We start from the raw sequence: 16,972 nt of genomic DNA on the forward strand, positions 1-16,972 counted from the left end.
AAAGGTGCGGTACCGCCCTTCCTGGTGGAGACGGTCGAGCGCTGCGTCGAGCTGGGCGGTGTAATCCACAGAACCATTCCTTGCCGAGGGCCTTCGGGACGGATGTAGGGCACCGTCCGGCTGCGGGCTTTGTCCTAGATCAAATGCACGGTCGAAGCCATGGCACAAAACGTCGCCCATCGGCAGGTCGGATTTCCATACCGACCTTGGTCCGAGGACCCTCCCCCCATTGCCGCCTTTCCGCCCCCGCCCTAGCCTCCCGGGCAGCCAACCGGAGACCCCCATGCTCGACCCCGTCCTCGCCCGCATCGACGCCGACCTGCCGCACGCGATCCAGCGGCTGCTCGCGCTCCTGCGGATCCCGTCCATCTCCACCGACCGCGTTCACGCCCCCGACTGCGAGGTGGCCGCCGACTGGCTGGTGCAGGACCTCATCGACATGGGCTTCAAGGCCGCCAAGCACCCGACCTCGGGCCGCCCGATGGTCGTGGGCCAGGGCGGCCAGGGCGACCGGCACCTCCTCTTCTACGGCCATTACGACGTGCAGCCGGTCGATCCCCTCAACCTCTGGGACAAACCCCCCTTCGTCCCCGAGGTGCAGGACACGCCCCAGGGCCGCGTGATCCGCGGCCGCGGCGCCTCGGACGACAAGGGCCAGCTCATGACCTTCGTCGAGGCCTGCCGTGCCTGGATCGCCGTCCACCACCGGCTCCCCGCCCGCGTCACGGTGTTCTTCGAGGGCGAAGAGGAGTCGGGCTCCCCCTCCCTCGTCCCCTTCATGGAGGCGAACAAGGACCTCCTGACCGCCGACCTCGCGCTCATCTGCGACACCGACCTCTTCGACCGGGACACGCCCGCCATCACCACGATGCTGCGCGGCCTCGTGGGCGAGGAGGTCGTCATCACCGGCCCCCGCATGGACCTCCATTCCGGCATGTACGGGGGCGCCGCGATCAATCCGATCCGGGTCCTCTCGCGCATCCTGTCCACGCTCCACGACGAAAACGGCCGCGTCACCGTCCCCGGCTTCTACGACGGCGTCGAGGAGCTGACGCCCGAGCTTCGCGCCCAGTGGGACGCCCTGGGCTTCGACGAATCCCAGTTCCTGGGCGACGTGGGCCTGTCGGTCCCGGCGGGCGAACGGGGCCGGGGCGTCCTCGAATCCATCTGGGCCCGCCCCACCTGCGAGATCAACGGCATCTCGGGCGGCTACGCGGGCGACGGCTTCAAGACGGTCCTCCCCTCCAAGGCCACCGCCAAGGTCAGCTTCCGCCTCGTGGGCCAGCAGGACCCGCTCAGGATCCGCGAAAGCTTCCGCACGATGGTCCGCGCCATGGTGCCCGCCGACTGCACGGTGGAGTTCAGGGACCACGGCGCCTCGCGCGCCTCCGTCATGTCCACGGCCAACCCCGCCTTCGAGAAGGCCCGCGCCGCGCTCTCGGACGAATGGCCCCGCCCCGCGGCCTTCACGGGCTCCGGCGGCTCAATCCCGGTCGCGGGCCACTTCAAGACGATCCTGGGGATGGACTCGATGCTGATCGGCTTCGCCCAGGAGGACGACCTGATCCACTCCCCCAACGAGAAGTACGACGTCCGCAGCTTCCACAAGGGCATTCGAAGCTGGGCCCGCATCCTCGCGGCCCTGTCCTGACCCGAACGGGCTCCGGAGCCCTCGCGCTCCGGAGCCCGGCCCCTTCAGGCCTTCTTCGTCACCAGCGGCTTGCCGATCTCGCCGTCCCGCGCGTGCTGGATGGGCAGCGTGAATTCCGGCTCCTTCCGCAGGTCGCGCGGCACGTCCTCGCCCGGCATCCCCTTGGCGGGCGTCACGCCGCCGTCGGCCAGCCACAGCGCCCCCGTCACATAGCTCGCCTCGTCCGAGGCGAGGAACGCCACCACGTTCGCCATCTCCTCGGGCGTGCCGCGCCGGCCCATCATCGCGGCCATCACGGTCGTTTCCTCGGTCTTGGCGTCCATCACGCCCTCGCCCTTGTGCGTCCAGGCGGTGCTGATCGCGCCGGGGCAGATGCAGTTGGCCCGCACGCCATGCTGCGCGCCCTCGCCCGCCACGCCCTTGCAGAAGGCGTGGATGAAGCCCTTCGTGCCCCCGTAGGGCGAGAACTTGGGCGTCCCGTTGAACCCGGCCTCCGAGCCCGCGAAGACGATGTTGCCCCGCGTCTTCTGGAGATGCGGCATGGCGAACTTCGTCATCAGGAAGGCCGACCGCACGTTCATCTTCACCGTGTAGTCGAACTGGAAGATGTCATAGTCCTCAACGGCGGCCAGCTCCACCAGCACGCCCGCGATGTTGGCTAGGATGTCGAGCTTGCCGAAGGCCCGCCCGCAGGCCTCGACGCACTCGCGCGCGTTCTCCTCCTCGGACACGTCGCCCAGGTGGACGGCCGCCTGCCCGCCCATCCGGCGGATCGCCTCGGCCACGTCCTCCACCGGATCGTCGGGCAACCCGTTGAGCAGGACCTGGGCCCCCTCGCGCGCGAACTTGAGCGCCACCGCCTCGCCGATCCCGGCGCCCGCGCCCGTCACGATCGCCACCTTGCCTTCCAGTCGTCCGGCCATGCCGTCTCTCCGTGGATCAGGGGGCGCCCGGCGCCCCGTCGCCCGCCCAACGCAAGCCGAGCCGAAGGGTTGCGTGATCCACGGACGCCCCGGCGCGTGGTCCCTCGCCGGGGTGTTGCGCGAAGCGGGGGAGGACCGTTCGGTGCTGTCAGACCTCGTTAACCTCTGACGCGCATCCTGGGGGCAAGTCACCGCTGCCCGGATGCCCCCATGGACCCCGACGCCCTCCTGCGCGACCCCTCGCGCCTGTCCTTTGCCCGCCGCCAGCCGCTCCTGGCGCTGCACGCGCGCCTCGCCCCCCTGGCCCAGGGCCGCCCCGAGGCGCGCGCGCTCGCGGCCCGCGCCTTCCTCGCCGCGCTGGCGCTCGCCGCCTCGCCCGCCACCGACGAGGCGCTCGCGAACGGCGCCCGCCACGAGCTGTCGCGCTTCACGCACGACCTCCTGTCCCTCGACTGGAACAGCTACCGCATGGAGCCCGAGGCGCCCTTCCTGCCCGGCTGGGCCCGCCGCGCCGCGCTCGACGCCGCCCTCCCGCCCGAGCACCGCCGCGACCGCCCGCTGCCCCGGCCAAGGGCGGACCAGCCGGCGCCTTTGCCGCCCGAGCAAGCCGGGGTGCATCGACGCAGCGGCGAGGGGCAGTGCCCCTCCCTACGCCACCAGCCGCGCCACGACGCCCGGCAGGTCGGCATAGCGCTCCAGCAGCACGTCCGGCCCCAGGGCCGCGACGTCCTCCCCGCCCGGCCCGAAGGCCACGAGGATCGACGGCACCCCCGCCGCCCGCGCGGTGCGGTGGTCGGTGTCGGTGTCCCCCACCAGGCAGGCCCGACGCGGATCGCCCCCCGCCCGCGTCACCGCCTCGACGAAGGGGCGCGGGTCGGGCTTGCGCACGGGCAGCGTGTCCGCCCCCACGAGGCTGTCGAACAGCCCGCGCACGCCCAGCTTCCCCAGCAGCAGCTCCGACAGACCCTGCGGCTTGTTGGTGCAGACTCCCGTCGCGTAGCCCAGGGCGCGCAGCCGCTCCACGGCCTCCGCCGCGCCGGGATACAGGACGGTGTGCTCGCAGATCGCCTCCTCGTAGCGTGTGAGAAGGCGGGGATACTGCCGCTCGATCTCCTCGGCGCCCCGGCCCCCCGCCCGCGCGAAGCCCAGCGACAGCATCGCCCGCCCACCCCGCAGCGCCACGCCCGCGTCGCCCGCGTCCAGCAGGTCCCCGAGCCCCAGGTCGCGAAAGCAGCCGTTCGCCGCGGCGAGCAGGTCCCCGCTCGTGTCCGCAAGCGTGCCGTCGAGGTCGAAGATCACCGTGCGCAGGCCTTGGGTCATCGGGCCACCTCCTTGGGCGGCTGTAACGGACCGACAAAGGTTGTGAACCCCCGCCCCGGCCCTCAGGCTTGGAAAGCCGGGGCCTGTTGCATAGAAGGCCATCAATTGGAACGAGGGAACGAGGCGAAGATGGGCGGGACCGGAGGCGTGGGCGTCGTGATCCTCGCGGCGGGCGCGGGCACGCGGATGAATTCCGAGCGGCCCAAGGTGCTGCACGAACTCGCGGGCGCGCCGCTGCTGCACCATGCGATGCGCGCCGCCGCCGCGCTCGCGCCCGAACGGATGGTCGTCGTGACCGGCGTCGGCGCCGCGCAGGTCGAAAAATCCGCCCGCGCCTTCGACCCCGAGGTGGTCACCGTCCATCAGGCCGAGCAGAAGGGCACCGCCCACGCGGTCCTTCAGGCGCGCGACCTGCTCGGGGACCACGACGGCGACGTGATCGTGCTCTTCGGCGACACCCCCTTCGTCGCCCCCGAGACGCTGGAGCGGATGCTGGAGGCGCGCGCGAGCGCCGACGTGGTCGTGCTGGGCTTCGAGACCGCGAACCCCGAGGCCCGCTACGGCCGCCTCGTCACCGAGGGCGACCGGCTCGACCGCATCGTGGAATGGAAGGACGCCGACGCGGCCACCCGCGCGATCCGCCTGTGCAACTCGGGCGTCCTCTGCGCCGAAGGCACCTTCCTCTTCGACCTCCTGCGCGAGGTCGGCAACGCCAACGCCTCGGGCGAGTACTACCTGACCGACGTGATCGGACTCGCCCGCGCCCGCGGCATGACCGCTCGCGTCGTCCGCTGCGACGAGAGCGAGACGCTGGGCATCAACTCCCGGTCCGAGCTTCTGGCCGCCGAGTCCGCCTTCCAGGCCCGCGCCCGCGCCATCGCGCTTGACGACGGCGTCTCGATGCCCGCGCCCGAGACGGTGATCTTCGCCTATGACACGGTGGTGGGTCGCGACGCGACGGTCGAGCCCCACGTGGTCTTCGGCCCCGGCGTGACGGTGGAAAGCGAGGCCCGCATCCGCGCCTTCTCGCACCTGGAGGGCTGCCATGTCAGCCGCGGCGCGACCGTGGGCCCCTTCGCCCGCCTGCGCCCCGGCGCCGAGCTGGCCGAGGAGGTCCATGTCGGCAACTTCGTGGAGATCAAGGCCGCCCGGATCGACGAGGGCGCCAAGGTCAACCACCTGAGCTACATCGGCGACGCCGAGGTGGGCGAGCGCGCCAACATCGGCGCGGGCACGATCACCTGCAACTACGACGGCGTCTTCAAGCACCGCACCGTCATCGGCAAGGGCGCCTTCATCGGCTCCGACACGATGCTGGTGGCTCCCGTCCGCATCGGCGACGGCGCCATGACGGCCTCGGGCTCGGTCATCACCCGCGACGTGGCGCCCGGCGCCCTGGCCGTCGCCCGCGCCCGGCAGGACGACAAGCCGGGCTTCGCCACCAAGTTCTTCGATAAACTGCGGGCCCTCAAGGCCGCCAAGACGAAAGCCTGACCCCATGTGCGGAATCATCGGAATCCTGGGCTCGCACGAGGTCGCCCCCCTTCTCGTCGAATCCCTCAAGCGCCTGGAGTATCGCGGCTACGACAGCGCGGGGATCGCCACGGTCAACGAGGGCCGGCTGGACCGCCGGCGCGCCGTGGGCAAGCTCGTGAACCTGTCGGACGTGCTGGTGCATGATCCCCTGCCCGGCCACGCCGGCATCGGCCACACCCGTTGGGCCACCCACGGCGTCCCGGCCGAGCGCAACGCCCACCCGCACCGGGCGGGCCGCGTCTCGGTTGTCCACAACGGCATCATCGAGAACTTCCGCGAGCTGCGCGCCTGGCTGGCCGACCGCGGCCTCGTGCAGGAGTCCGACACCGACACCGAGACGGTGGCTCTTCTGGCCAACCTGTTCCTGTCCGAGGGCGCCAGCCCCGAGGAAGCGGTGGAGATGACGCTCCAGCGCCTTCACGGCGCCTATGCGCTCCTGTTCATCTTCGAGGGCGAGGAAGACCTGCTCATCGCCGCCCGCAAGGGATCTCCCCTCGCCATCGGCCATGGCGACGGCGAGATGTTCGTGGGCTCCGACGCCATCGCGCTCGCGCCCTTCACCTCCCGGATCACCTATCTCGAGGAAGGCGACTGGGCCGTCGTGACCCGCGCCGGCGCCCGGATCAAGGACGGCGCCGGCCGGCTCGCCAACCGTCCGGCCAAGACGATCCAGATCGAGTCGGCTCAGGTCGACAAGGCCGGACACCGCCATTTCATGGCCAAGGAGATCGCCGAGCAGCCCTCTCGCCTCACCACCGCGCTGAACCATTATCTCGCCGAGGACGGCACGTTCCGCCTGCCCGGCCAGGGCCTTGACTTCCGCGCCATGGACCGGCTCACGATGGTCGCCTGCGGGACCGCTTCCTACGCCTGCCTTGTGGCCAAGTATTGGTTCGAGCAGATCGCGGGCCTGCCTGTCGACGTCGACGTGGCCTCGGAGTTCCGCTACCGAGAGCCGCCCATCCCGCCCCGCACGGCCGCGCTGTTCGTGAGCCAGTCGGGCGAGACCGCCGACACCCTGGCCGCGCTCCGCTATTGCCGCGACAAGGCGGCCACCATCCTGTCGGTCGTGAACGTGGCCGAAAGCTCGATCGCCCGGGAATCCGACCTCGCCCTGCCCATCCTCGCCGGGCCTGAGATCGGCGTGGCCTCCACCAAGGCCTTCTCCTGCCAGCTCGTCGTGCTGGCGCTCCTGGCGCTGGAGGCCGGACGGCAGCGTGGTCACATGGATGAAGCGACCCATGCCGAACGCCTCGCTGCCCTGCGCTCGATCCCTGGCCTCGTGAACCATGCACTGGGGCTTTCGGAGGCCTCGGACCGAGTGGCGGCCAAGCTTGCCGAAGCTCGTGACATCCTGTTCCTGGGGCGCGGCCGCATGTACCCGCTCGCGTTGGAGGGTGCGCTGAAGCTCAAGGAGATCAGCTACATACATGCCGAAGCTTACGCGTCAGGCGAGCTTAAGCACGGCCCCATCGCGCTGGTGGACAAGTCCGTTCCGGTCATCGTCATGGCTCCGCATGACGAACTCTTCGACAAGACCGTCTCTAACATGCAGGAGGTCATGGCCCGAGGCGGTCAGGTACTCCTCGTGACGGACCGCGAGGGCGCGAACGTGGCGGCCCATGGCGTGTGGGAGATGCTGGTGCTGCCGGATGTGGCCGCGCTCTGGGCGCCGATCCTCTATGCCGTTCCGGCTCAGCTTCTCGCCTACCATACGGCCATCGCCAAGGGCACCGATGTCGACCAGCCGCGCAACCTCGCCAAATCGGTTACGGTGGAGTGAGATGGCCAAACAGTTCTCCTGCTTCGAGCCGGCGCACCAAGCCTTTATCCAAGAGCAGCCCATCTACTTCGTGGGAACCGCCGCCCCCGAAGGCCGGGTGAACGTGTCTCCCAAGGGCCGGGACTCGCTTCGAGTAATAGGTCCGAACCGTCTGGTCTGGCGCAATCTCACCGGCTCGGGCAACGAGACGGCGGCTCATCTGCTACAGGCTGACCGGATGACAGTCATGTGGTGCTCGTTCACCACCCGGCCGCTGATCCTCCGGGCCTACGGGACGGCCACCGTCATTCATCATGGCGAGCCTGGGTGGGACGAGCTGGACAGGCATTTTCCGTCCGAGCTTGGTGCGCGTCAGATCTTCGACATGACCGTGGATCTTGTGCAGACCTCCTGCGGCTATGCGGTCCCGTTCATGGATTATCGGTCGGAACGCGACACGCTGGTCAAGTGGGCCGAGGACCGAGGCGAGGACGGAGTCGAGCGCTACTGGCAGGAGAAGAACCGTCGGAGCATCGACGGTTTTCCGACGGGGATGCCAGAGTGACCGACCCCGAAGTGCTGACCGCGCTGGAAGCCCTTAGCGACCCCGAGCGCGCCATCCGGATGGCCGAGTACCACAAGGTCCCGCGCCGATATCTGGGTGTGCCGGTACCCGAGATCGAGTCGCTCGTCGACGACTGGCGCGCGGGTGCATCCCTGGAGCACCGGCTTGCACTTGCCTCGTCGCTTTGGGAAACGAACGTCCACGAGGCCCGCATCGCCGCAGCCAAGCTTCTGACCCAGGCTCGCATCCGTCCGGAAGACGAGGCCGTCTGGCGCTTGATCGCGTCCTGGGTACCCAGTTTCGACGGTTGGGCCATTGCTGACCATGCCTCCAAGGCCGGCGAGCGACGCCTTGTCGCCGACCCCCGCCGTCTCGACGAAGTCGAGACCTGGGTCGGCACCGACCACATGTGGACCCGTCGCGCCGCGTTGGTCATGACCCTGCCCTGGACCAAGGATCGGTTTCCGAAGCCGTCCGACCTAGCGGTGCGCGAGCGAGTCCTGGGTTGGTGCGAAGCGTTGGCCTCCGACCGGGACTGGTTCATCCAGAAGGCGATCGCCTGGTGGCTGCGCGACTTGTCCAAGAAGGACCCCGACCGGGTCCGCACATGGCTTCAAGCCCATGGGGCGGGCCTCGCTCCCTTCGCCCAAAGGGAGGCCGCGCGCCACCTTGATTTGGCATAGAACCGCTGACGACCCGGCCCGGATCGGTCTTCTTAGCCGTCGCAATATGCTTCTGAATTGAGCCCTTCGACCGAGCAGCAGATGACCGTCTGTATTGGATGGGAAGCAGCCATGCTTTTCAAGGCATCATGCCAAGGTGCCTGCTCACTGGCAGAAGCAACATGGGGGACGGCGCTCACGCCTCGGCGTAATGCAGGCGATCGGCGGACCGGCAATCGACATGGCCCAGACCCTACTTGAGCTTGGTCTTGATCGCTGGGAAGTCCCGCCAATGGACGCCGCTGCCACGGCGGATCACCACGTCCTCGGGCGCAATCTGAAAGGGCGAAAGCGTTGGTGTCGTGCCCAAACGATCAAAGAGCGCCGGGAAGTCGGTCGTGAGCAGCCCATCGAACAGATCCTCGAACCGCTCGATCACGAAGTAGGAGGCTTGGAAGTCATCAATGTAATAACCTGTCCTCAGCACCCGCTCCAATTGGAAGCCCAGCCAGTTGGCCGAGGAGTCCTCGGCGACATAGCGGGCCTCGCCGAACGAGGAACAGATCCCCGCACCGTAGATCTGAATGCCCTCCGGCTTGCGGATCAGGCCGAACTCGATAGTGTACCAGTTCAATCGGGCCAGGAACTTGACGCCCTTCCGTTCGATCGCCTCCAAGCCGATCCGACCGTATTCGGTCATGTAATCGGCATACGCGGCGTTTGTGAGCAGAGGGACATGGCCGAAGACGTCGTGGAAGATGTCGGGCTCCTCCAGATAGTCGAGTTGTTCGCGCGTGCGGATGAAGGTGCCGGCTGGAAAACGCCGCGCCGCCAACATCTCAAAGAAGGGCCGAGAGGGGATGAGGCCTGGCACCGCCACCACTTCCCAACCGGTAGCCTTGCGCAGGCTTCGGTTCATGCGTTCAAAATCGGGCACCCCACCGGCATCGATGCCGAGCACCCGCAGACCGTCCAGATACTCTCGGCAAACATGGCCGTCGAGGGTTCGAAGCTGCCGCTCGAACAGCGCACCCCAGACCGCATGGTCGTCGGGAGTGTATCTCGCCCAGTCCTGATCGACGGCGCAATCCTCGGCATGGGTGGCGGTCAGTACGGCATGTTCGGCCATGGTCGTTCGCTCCCGTCATAAAGGGGCACCCGATCTTCACCCAATTCAACGTAGGCGGTGAAAGGCCTGTTCCGCGATACTCAGACCGATGTCATGCCGCCATGCGTATTAAGGAAGTACCGCGAAAAGATGGGAGAGCAGGCCGCGCCCAAAGCGCGGGCGTTACCGCCAACCTGTCCCTCCTCCATGCGAATAGGACTCAAGCCGCGGGTGTCGAGCTTCCCGACCTCTTCCCGCGTGGCGTCCACGAGCCGCGAGCGGACATCGGGCGGGAATGCACCATCCACCAGCACCGCCTCGAAATCGATCACGGCGCAGACCGTGACTGCCGCACGGGCGAGCTGCCGCGCGGTGCCGGCGATCCATTGGTCCAAGGGTTCCGCGAACTCGGTCCAGTCCTGGGGTTGATGCCAGAGCCGGTCCGATGATCGACCGGCCCGGACCAGCGCCTCCTCGAGCAGAAACAGCGAAGCCAGATCGATGAGCTGACGGTCGGCGCCGTCCGAGCCGCGCACCGGAAGCGACCCGAAGGCACCGGCATTGCCGAAGGCGCCTTCGAAGACCGAGTGGTTCAGCACCACGCCACCGCCGATGAAGCTGCCGATGAAGAAATAGGCGAAATCACGAAACTCGCGCCCTCGCCCATGGACCTGCTCGGCGCGGCAGGCCGCGGTGCCGTCATTCTCGAGGAACACGGGCAAAGGCGAGAAGACCCCTACGGCTGCCGCGTAGTCCACTTCGCGCCAAGCGTCCAGAGAACCTCGGGGCGCCCCGATAGCCTCGTCCCAGTCCCAGATCTCGTAGGGCTTGGCGATGCCGATGCCGGCGATCCGACTCGTCTCTTCAGGCTTCATGTTCTCGATGAAGACATCGAGGCCCCGTTGCAGGAAACCGAACACCTCCTCGGGCATGGGCCACCGATAGGTCGTATGAAGTTGACGCCGAACGCCGCCCAGCAGATCCACGAGCAGGAGGTCGGCGCTGCGCCTCCCGATCTTCAGGCCCACCGAAAAGGCCCCGTCGGGCGACAAGCTCATGGGGATGCGCGGCTTTCCCACGCGACCGCGCTGGGGAGCGCCTCGCCGGATGAGGCCTTCGCCTTCGAGCCCCCGGAGGATGACCGAGACCGTCTGCGCCGACAGGCCGGCCGTCCGTGCAAGGTCGCTGCCCGGCAGCGGGCCATGCCGCTGCAGCGTCGACAGGATCAGCCGTTCGTTGTGGTCCCTGAGCCCCTGCTGGTTCACGCCAGCGCTCAAGCTTCGGACCAAGCCCGTCTCCATCCATCTTCCTCCCTTGTGAAAGGAGATACTCCACACGATTCATAAATCAACAAGACTTACATATTGACGAGACGACCTGGATCGTTGTTTGGTGTGGCCGTTCCATCGTCACCACGATGGGGGAGGACCGCGGGCCACCAAGCCCGCGCTAGATGTCTGGGAGGACATATCCATGAAGAAGCTTCTTGCCGGCTCGGCGCTGGCCCTTGTCGCCATGTCCGGTGCTGCCTTCGCGCAGGACGAGGTCTCCGCCTGCCTCATCACCAAGACGGAAACCAACCCGTTCTTCGTGAAGATGCGCGAAGGTGCCGAGGCCAAGGCCGCCGAGCTCGGGATCACGCTCAACGCCTATGCCGGCCGCGAGGACGGGGATCATGAATCCCAGGTGCAGGCGATCGAGACCTGCATCGCCAATGGCGTTTCGGGCATCCTGATCGCCGCCTCGGACACCGCCGCCATTGTGGACTCGGTCCAGCAGGCCCGTGACGCCGGCATCCTCGTAATCGCTCTCGACACGCCGCTGAACCCGATCGACGCCGCCGACGCGACCTTCGCCACCGACAACTTCCTGGCCGGCGAGTTGATCGGTCGCTGGGCCGCCGCCACGATGGGCGACGCCGCCGCGGATGCGAAGATCGCCTTCCTCAACCTCGACGTGAGCCAGCCGACCGTGGACGTCCTGCGCAACCAGGGCTTCATGACCGGCTTCGGCATCGACACCGCCGACGTCGCCGTCATCGGGGACGAAAGCGATCCCCGGATCGTCGGGCACGACGTGACGCAGGGCAACGAGGAAGGCGGGCGCCGCGCGATGGAAAACCTCCTCGCGACCGATCCCGAGATCAACGTGGTCCACACCATCAACGAGCCCTCGGCCGCCGGCGCCTACCAGGCGCTTCAGGCCGTGGGCCGCGAGAACGACGTGCTGATCGTTTCGGTCGACGGCGGCTGCCCCGGCGTCCAGAACGTTCAGGACGGCGTCATCGGCGCGACCTCGCAGCAGTACCCTCTCCAGATGGCGGCGCTCGGCGTCGAGGCCATCGCCCAGTACGCGGCCGACGGCACCCTGCCCCAGCCCACCGAAGGCAAGGACTTCTTCGACACCGGCGTGGCGCTCGTGACCGGCACCCCGGTCGAAGGCGTGGAGTCGATCTCGGTCGAGGAAGGCCTGGAGCTCTGCTGGGGCTGACGGCCCCGCTTGAGGCTTGATCGCTCGGGCGGTCTCGCATCACACTGATCGGAACTGGGGCGGGCTTCGGTCCGCCCCAGGCACATGAGGGGCAGCGGCCCCCGCCCCGGAGGAGATCCCGCATGAGCGGCACCGACAACTTCGAAGCCGTGGTCAAGGAGCGCCGCACCGAAGCGGTGGCCGAGTTCCACGAGGACAAGACCCTCATCAAACGATTCCAGCATGCCCTGCACGTGTCGCCCGCGCTGGTGCCGCTCCTTGTGCTGCTGGTGTCAATCGTGCTCTTCGCGGGGCTGGTGGGCTCGCGCTTCTTCTCGGCGGCGACGCTGACGCTGATCCTCCAGCAGGTGCAACTCGTGGGCATCGTGGCCGCGGCGCAGACGCTGGTGATCCTGACCGCCGGGATCGACCTGTCGGTGGGCGCGATCGCGGTGCTCTCGTCGGTCGTGATGGGTCAGTTCGCCTTCCGCTACGGCCTTCCCGTGCCGCTGGCGATCCTGTGCGGCTTGGGGGTCGGGACGATCCTGGGCTACCTCAACGGCTGGCTCGTTGCGGTGATGAAGCTGCCGCCGTTCATCGTCACGCTGGGGACCTGGCAGATCATCCTGGCCTCCAACTTCCTGTACTCGAAGAACGAGACGATCCGCGCGCAGGACATCGAGGCCAACGCGCCGTTGCTGCAGTTCTTTGCTAACACCTTCAAGATTGGCGCGGACGAGTCGGGCCGCGGCGGCGCGACCTTCACCTTCGGCGTGATCTTCATGCTGCTGCTGATCGCGGTTTTGGCCTATGCCCTGCGCTCGACCGCCTGGGGCCGGCACGTCTATGCCGTGGGCGACGATCCCGACGCAGCCCAGCTTTCGGGCGTGAACGTCAAGCGCACGCTCATCTCGGTCTATGCGCTCTCGGGACTCATCTGCGCCTTCGCGGGCTGGGCTCTCATCGGCCGTATCGGCTCGGTGTCGCCCACCTCGGGGGCCGAGCTCAACATCCAGTCCATCACCGCCGTGGTGATTGGGGGCATCTCGCTCTTCGGCGGGCGCGGGTCGATCTGGGGAGCGCTCTTCGGGGCGCTGATCGTGGGCGTGTTCTCGCTCGGCCTGCGGCTTCTGGGCGTGGACCCGCAATGGACCTTCTTCTTCATCGGCGTGCTCATCATCGTGGCCGTCGCCGTGGACCAATGGATCAGAAAGGTCGCCGCCTGATGCAGACCCAGACGCAGCACCAAGTGCAGGACCCCACCATGGCCGGGCAGCAGCCGATCCTCGTCGGGCGCGGCCTCGTGAAGCGCTACGGCAAGGTCGTGGCGCTAGATCACTGCGACTTCGACCTTTACCCGGGCGAGATCCTGGCGGTGATCGGCGACAACGGCGCGGGCAAGTCCACCCTGATCAAGGCGATCTCGGGCGCGGTCATTCCCGACGAAGGCGACATCTTCCTTGAAGGGCAAAGGATCGCCTTCCGCAATCCGACCGAGGCCCGGGACGCGGGCATCGAGACCGTGTACCAGACGCTTGCCATGTCGCCGGCGCTGTCCATCGCCGACAATATGTTCATGGGGCGCGAGCTGCGAAAGCCCGGCTTCATGGGCCAGTGGCTGCGCCAGCTGGACCGGCCGCGCATGGAGAAGTTCGCCCGGGAGAAGCTGAGCGAACTCGGGCTCATGACGATTCAGAACATCAACCAAGCCGTGGAGACGCTCTCGGGCGGGCAACGGCAAGGCGTGGCGGTGGCACGGGCGGCAGCCTTTGGCTCCAAGGTCATCATTCTGGACGAGCCCACGGCGGCGCTGGGGGTGAAGGAGTCGCGCCGGGTGCTGGAGCTGATCCTCGACGTGAAGTCGCGGGGCATCCCGATCATCCTGATCTCGCACAACATGCCCCACGTCTTCGAGGTCGCCGACCGCATCCATGTCCACCGGCTGGGCAAGCGGCTTTGCGTGATCCGGCCGCAGAACCACACGATGTCGGATGCGGTGGCCTACATGACCGGGGCCCGCGTCCCCGACACCGAGTTCGAGTCCGCCTGACGTGCTCGACATCTCGGCGCAGGTGACGGCGCTCGCCGAGCGGGCGACCGAGCTGACCGAGACGCGCCCCCGCGTCCTCGTGGCTCTCGCGGGGGCGCCGGCGGCGGGCAAGTCGACGCTGGCCGCCGCCGTCCATCGCCGCCTGCGGGACCAGCGCGTTCCGGCCGAGGTGGTCCCGCTGGACGGTTTCCTTCTGGATACGGCGGTGCTCGACGCGCGGGGGCTGCGGCAGCGAAAGGGGGCGCCCGAGACCTTCGACTCCCAGGGCTTCCTGCACCTCGTGCGCCGCCTCAAGACGGGGGGCGAGGTCGTCGCCCCGATCTTCGACCGCGCCCGCGACATCGCCATCGCTGGGGCGCAGGTCGTTCCGGCCGACTGCCGGGTGGTCATCTGCGAGGGCGGCTACCTCCTTTTCGACGAGGCGCCCTGGCGCGAGCTCCTTCCGCTCTGGGATCTGACCGCGCGGGTGGACGTACCCCTTCGGGAGCTGCGGGCGCGGCTGATCCAGCGCTGGCTGAGCCACGGCCTGTCGCGCGCGGCCGCGACGCGGCGTGCCGAGAGCAACGACGTGCCCAACGCCGAACGCATTATCGGGCGGGAGTTGCCGGCGCAGTTCCTGCTCGCCATGCGCCACTAGAAGGACGATGCCCCGCCGCTGCGCCTGGAAGGGAGAGATCACGATCCCTTGCAGGCCTTCCGAGCGGTCCTATGATCCACCCATATGACGACGACCGCGCCCCACCCGCTCGACGCCGCGACCATCTCGCGCCTCCTGGCCGGACGGCATGATGATCCGTTCTCGGTGCTGGGTCCCCATTCGCATGAGGGGTCCACCTGGGTCACGGCCCTGGACCCCGGAGCCGAGGACCTGGCGGCGGTCGTCGACGGGACCGAGCACCCCCTGCCCCGGATCGAGGGGGCTCTCTTTGGCGGTCGGGTTCCGGATGGACGGCCCTACCGGCTGCGCGGGCGCGGCTTCGGGACGCAATGGGAGTACGAGGACGCCTTCCGCTTCGGCCCGGTCCTCGGGTCGCTCGACGAGTACCTTCTGGGCGAAGGCACGCATAGCCGGCTCTGGGAGGCGCTCGGGGCCCATGTGAGGACACATGAGGGGGTGCCCGGCACCCATTTCGCGGTCTGGGCCCCCAACGCCCGGCGCGTCTCGGTGGTGGGCGACTTCAATGCCTGGGACGGACGGCGCCATCCGATGCGCCGGCGCGGCGCAACTGGCGTGTGGGAGATCTTCGTTCCCCATGTGGGCGAGCGGCACTGCTACAAGTACGAAATCGTCGGACCCCATGGCGAGATGCTTCCGCTCAAGGCCGATCCCGTGGGGTTCGGCTCGCAGCACCCGCCCGAGACGGCGAGCGTGGTCCGCGACATCCACGGCTATGGCTGGAGCGATGCCGAATGGATGGGTGCGCGGGCCGCCCGGCACCGCCGCGACGCGCCGATCTCGATCTATGAGGTGCACCTGGGCTCGTGGAAGCGGGTCTGGGCCGAAGGTGGGCGCCCGCTGTCCTACCGCGAAGCGGCCCGGGAGCTCGTGACCTATGCCAAGGACATGGGCTTCACGCATCTCGAGTTCCTGCCGCTGTCGGAGTATCCCTTCGACGGGTCCTGGGGCTACCAGCCCATCGGGCTCTACGCCCCTTCGATCCGCTTCGGGCCGCCGCACGAGTTCCGCGACCTCGTGCAGGCCGCGCACGAGGCGGGACTTGGGGTGCTGCTCGACTGGGTGCCGGCGCATTTCCCGTCGGATGCCCATGGGCTGGCACGCTTCGACGGCACCGCGCTCTACGAGCACGCGGACCCGCGCGAAGGGTTCCATCAAGACTGGAACACGCTGATCTACAACTACGGTCGGCGCGAGGTCACGAATTTCCTCGTGGCCAATGCGCTCTACTGGCTCGACGAGTACCACGTCGACGGGCTGCGCGTGGATGCGGTGGCCTCGATGCTCTATCGCGACTACTCGCGAAAGGCCGGCGAATGGGTGCCCAACATCCATGGCGGGCGCGAGAACCTGGAGGCGATCGACCTGCTGCGCCGCATGAACGTCGCCGCCTACGGCCAGAGTCCGGGCATCATGACCGTGGCCGAGGAGTCGACCGCCTTTCCGGGCGTCTCGGCGCCGGTCCATGCCGGGGGTCTGGGCTTCGGCTTCAAGTGGAACATGGGGTGGATGAACGACACCCTGTCCTACATGCACAAGGAACCTCTCTACCGGAAGTATCATCACCACCAGATGACCTTCGGCCTGCACTATGCCTTCAGCGAAAATTTCATCCTGCCGATCAGCCACGACGAGGTGGTGCACGGGAAGGGCTCGATGATCGGCAAGATGCCCGGGAACTGGGAAGAGAAGTGCGGCAACCTCCGGGCCTATTACGGCTTCATGTGGGGCCACCCGGGCAAGAAGCTCCTGTTCATGGGATGCGAGTTCGGGCAGCGCGGCGAATGGAACCATCAGGCCGAGCTGGACTGGGCGGCGGTCCAGCACGGGCCCGAGCACAGGGGGCTCCAGCGGCTCGTGCGCGATCTCAACCTGCTTTACCGGGAGACGCCGGCTCTCCATGCCCGCGACGGCGATCCCGAGGGATTCCAGTGGATCGAAGGCGGCGACGCCGAGCATTCGATCTTCGCCTGGACCCGGCGGGGGTTCGGGCCGGACGAGCTTTGCGTGGTCGTCTGCAACTTCACGCCGGTCGAGCGCCGGGGCCACCGCATCGGCCTGCCGGCACCGGGCCGCTGGGTCGAGGCGCTCAACACCGATGCGGCCGCCTATCACGGCGGCAACCGGCTCAACCGGAGCGTCCTGGCCGAAGAGCGGGGCTGGATGGGCCAGCCGTTCTCGGCCGAGATGACGCTGCCGCCGCTCTCGACGCTGATCTTCAAGCTCGACCGCTGACGGGTGGGGAGGCCC

The 16,972-nt window shown here is 68.1% G+C and carries 14 protein-coding genes; 10 read left to right on the forward strand and 4 right to left on the reverse strand.

The genetic code is table 11. The annotated features are described in order from the left end of the window. Positions 1 to 283: 283 nt before the first annotated feature. Positions 284 to 1,651 (forward strand): M20/M25/M40 family metallo-hydrolase, encoded by a 1,368-nt coding sequence (locus FHG71_RS14010; RefSeq protein WP_139082318.1) that lies wholly within the window; start codon positions 284 to 286, stop codon positions 1,649 to 1,651. A 44-nt stretch (positions 1,652 to 1,695) separates the two neighbouring features. Here FHG71_RS14010 and FHG71_RS14015 read toward each other — a convergent pair whose 3' ends face one another. Then, complete coding sequence (locus FHG71_RS14015; RefSeq protein ID WP_139082319.1) at positions 1,696 to 2,574, reverse strand: SDR family NAD(P)-dependent oxidoreductase; 879 nt, start codon at positions 2,572 to 2,574, stop codon at positions 1,696 to 1,698. Positions 2,575 to 3,222: 648 nt separating this feature from the next. Next, entirely contained in the window at positions 3,223 to 3,882 is a 660-nt protein-coding gene (locus FHG71_RS14020; protein ID WP_139082357.1) for an HAD-IA family hydrolase, read from the reverse strand. 141 nt (positions 3,883 to 4,023) lie between these two features. On the opposite strand from FHG71_RS14020, the gene glmU reads away from it, so the two are divergent. From glmU to FHG71_RS14040, 4 genes are read left to right on the forward strand one after another with little or no spacing between them, the layout of a single operon-like run. Continuing rightward, the gene (gene glmU / locus FHG71_RS14025) at positions 4,024 to 5,388 is read left to right on the forward strand and encodes a bifunctional UDP-N-acetylglucosamine diphosphorylase/glucosamine-1-phosphate N-acetyltransferase GlmU (protein WP_139082320.1); all 1,365 of its coding nucleotides are present in this window, start codon (positions 4,024 to 4,026) and stop codon (positions 5,386 to 5,388) included. A 4-nt stretch (positions 5,389 to 5,392) separates the two neighbouring features. Then, positions 5,393 to 7,213, forward strand: coding sequence for a glutamine--fructose-6-phosphate transaminase (isomerizing) (glmS, locus tag FHG71_RS14030; protein ID WP_139082321.1), 1,821 nt, complete (start codon positions 5,393 to 5,395; stop codon positions 7,211 to 7,213). A 1-nt stretch (position 7,214) separates the two neighbouring features. Further along, positions 7,215 to 7,757, forward strand: coding sequence for a pyridoxamine 5'-phosphate oxidase family protein (locus FHG71_RS14035; RefSeq protein ID WP_139082322.1), 543 nt, complete (start codon positions 7,215 to 7,217; stop codon positions 7,755 to 7,757). Between the two features lie 14 nt (positions 7,758 to 7,771). Next, positions 7,772 to 8,440, forward strand: a complete 669-nt coding sequence (locus tag FHG71_RS14040; RefSeq protein WP_139082358.1) for a DNA alkylation repair protein — start codon at positions 7,772 to 7,774, stop codon at positions 8,438 to 8,440. A 232-nt stretch (positions 8,441 to 8,672) separates the two neighbouring features. Here FHG71_RS14040 and phhA read toward each other — a convergent pair whose 3' ends face one another. Both phhA and FHG71_RS14050 read right to left on the reverse strand, forming a co-directional pair. Further along, positions 8,673 to 9,548, reverse strand: coding sequence for a phenylalanine 4-monooxygenase (gene phhA, locus FHG71_RS14045; RefSeq protein WP_139082323.1), 876 nt, complete (start codon positions 9,546 to 9,548; stop codon positions 8,673 to 8,675). Between the two features lie 80 nt (positions 9,549 to 9,628). Then, positions 9,629 to 10,828: an ROK family transcriptional regulator gene (locus FHG71_RS14050; RefSeq protein WP_139082324.1), complete on the reverse strand. Its 1,200-nt coding sequence runs from the start codon at positions 10,826 to 10,828 to the stop codon at positions 9,629 to 9,631. 172 nt (positions 10,829 to 11,000) lie between these two features. On the opposite strand from FHG71_RS14050, the gene FHG71_RS14055 reads away from it, so the two are divergent. From FHG71_RS14055 to glgB, 5 genes are all read left to right on the forward strand, one after another. Next, a complete protein-coding gene (locus tag FHG71_RS14055; RefSeq protein ID WP_139082325.1) occupies positions 11,001 to 12,017 on the forward strand; it encodes a sugar ABC transporter substrate-binding protein in 1,017 nt (338 codons plus the stop codon). A gap of 122 nt (positions 12,018 to 12,139) precedes the next feature. Beyond that, complete coding sequence (locus FHG71_RS14060) at positions 12,140 to 13,222, forward strand: ABC transporter permease (protein WP_139082326.1); 1,083 nt, start codon at positions 12,140 to 12,142, stop codon at positions 13,220 to 13,222. Continuing rightward, the gene (locus FHG71_RS14065; protein ID WP_246045458.1) at positions 13,222 to 14,046 is read left to right on the forward strand and encodes an ATP-binding cassette domain-containing protein; all 825 of its coding nucleotides are present in this window, start codon (positions 13,222 to 13,224) and stop codon (positions 14,044 to 14,046) included. Before FHG71_RS14060 ends, FHG71_RS14065 begins: the two co-directional genes overlap by 1 nt. A 1-nt stretch (position 14,047) precedes the next feature. Further along, a complete protein-coding gene (locus FHG71_RS14070; protein ID WP_139082327.1) occupies positions 14,048 to 14,683 on the forward strand; it encodes a nucleoside/nucleotide kinase family protein in 636 nt (211 codons plus the stop codon). Positions 14,684 to 14,767: 84 nt separating this feature from the next. Next, positions 14,768 to 16,957, forward strand: a complete 2,190-nt coding sequence (gene glgB, locus FHG71_RS14075; protein ID WP_139082328.1) for a 1,4-alpha-glucan branching protein GlgB — start codon at positions 14,768 to 14,770, stop codon at positions 16,955 to 16,957. Positions 16,958 to 16,972: the final 15 nt, after the last annotated feature.

The organism is Rubellimicrobium roseum (genome assembly GCF_006152145.1).
Lineage (GTDB): Bacteria > Pseudomonadota > Alphaproteobacteria > Rhodobacterales > Rhodobacteraceae > Rubellimicrobium > Rubellimicrobium roseum.

What these genes read in the sequence shown, in the direction of transcription:
- FHG71_RS14010 (WP_139082318.1), top strand. Translation starts at nt 284, where the DNA reads ATGCTCGACCCCGTCCTCGCCCGCATCGACGCCGACCTGCCGCACGCG.
- FHG71_RS14015 (WP_139082319.1), bottom strand. Translation starts at nt 2,574, where the DNA reads ATGGCCGGACGACTGGAAGGCAAGGTGGCGATCGTGACGGGCGCGGGC.
- glmU (WP_139082320.1), top strand. Translation starts at nt 4,024, where the DNA reads ATGGGCGGGACCGGAGGCGTGGGCGTCGTGATCCTCGCGGCGGGCGCG.
- glmS (WP_139082321.1), top strand. Translation starts at nt 5,393, where the DNA reads ATGTGCGGAATCATCGGAATCCTGGGCTCGCACGAGGTCGCCCCCCTT.
- FHG71_RS14035 (WP_139082322.1), top strand. Translation starts at nt 7,215, where the DNA reads ATGGCCAAACAGTTCTCCTGCTTCGAGCCGGCGCACCAAGCCTTTATC.
- phhA (WP_139082323.1), bottom strand. Translation starts at nt 9,548, where the DNA reads ATGGCCGAACATGCCGTACTGACCGCCACCCATGCCGAGGATTGCGCC.
- FHG71_RS14050 (WP_139082324.1), bottom strand. Translation starts at nt 10,828, where the DNA reads ATGGAGACGGGCTTGGTCCGAAGCTTGAGCGCTGGCGTGAACCAGCAG.
- FHG71_RS14055 (WP_139082325.1), top strand. Translation starts at nt 11,001, where the DNA reads ATGAAGAAGCTTCTTGCCGGCTCGGCGCTGGCCCTTGTCGCCATGTCC.
- FHG71_RS14060 (WP_139082326.1), top strand. Translation starts at nt 12,140, where the DNA reads ATGAGCGGCACCGACAACTTCGAAGCCGTGGTCAAGGAGCGCCGCACC.
- FHG71_RS14065 (WP_246045458.1), top strand. Translation starts at nt 13,222, where the DNA reads ATGCAGACCCAGACGCAGCACCAAGTGCAGGACCCCACCATGGCCGGG.
- glgB (WP_139082328.1), top strand. Translation starts at nt 14,768, where the DNA reads ATGACGACGACCGCGCCCCACCCGCTCGACGCCGCGACCATCTCGCGC.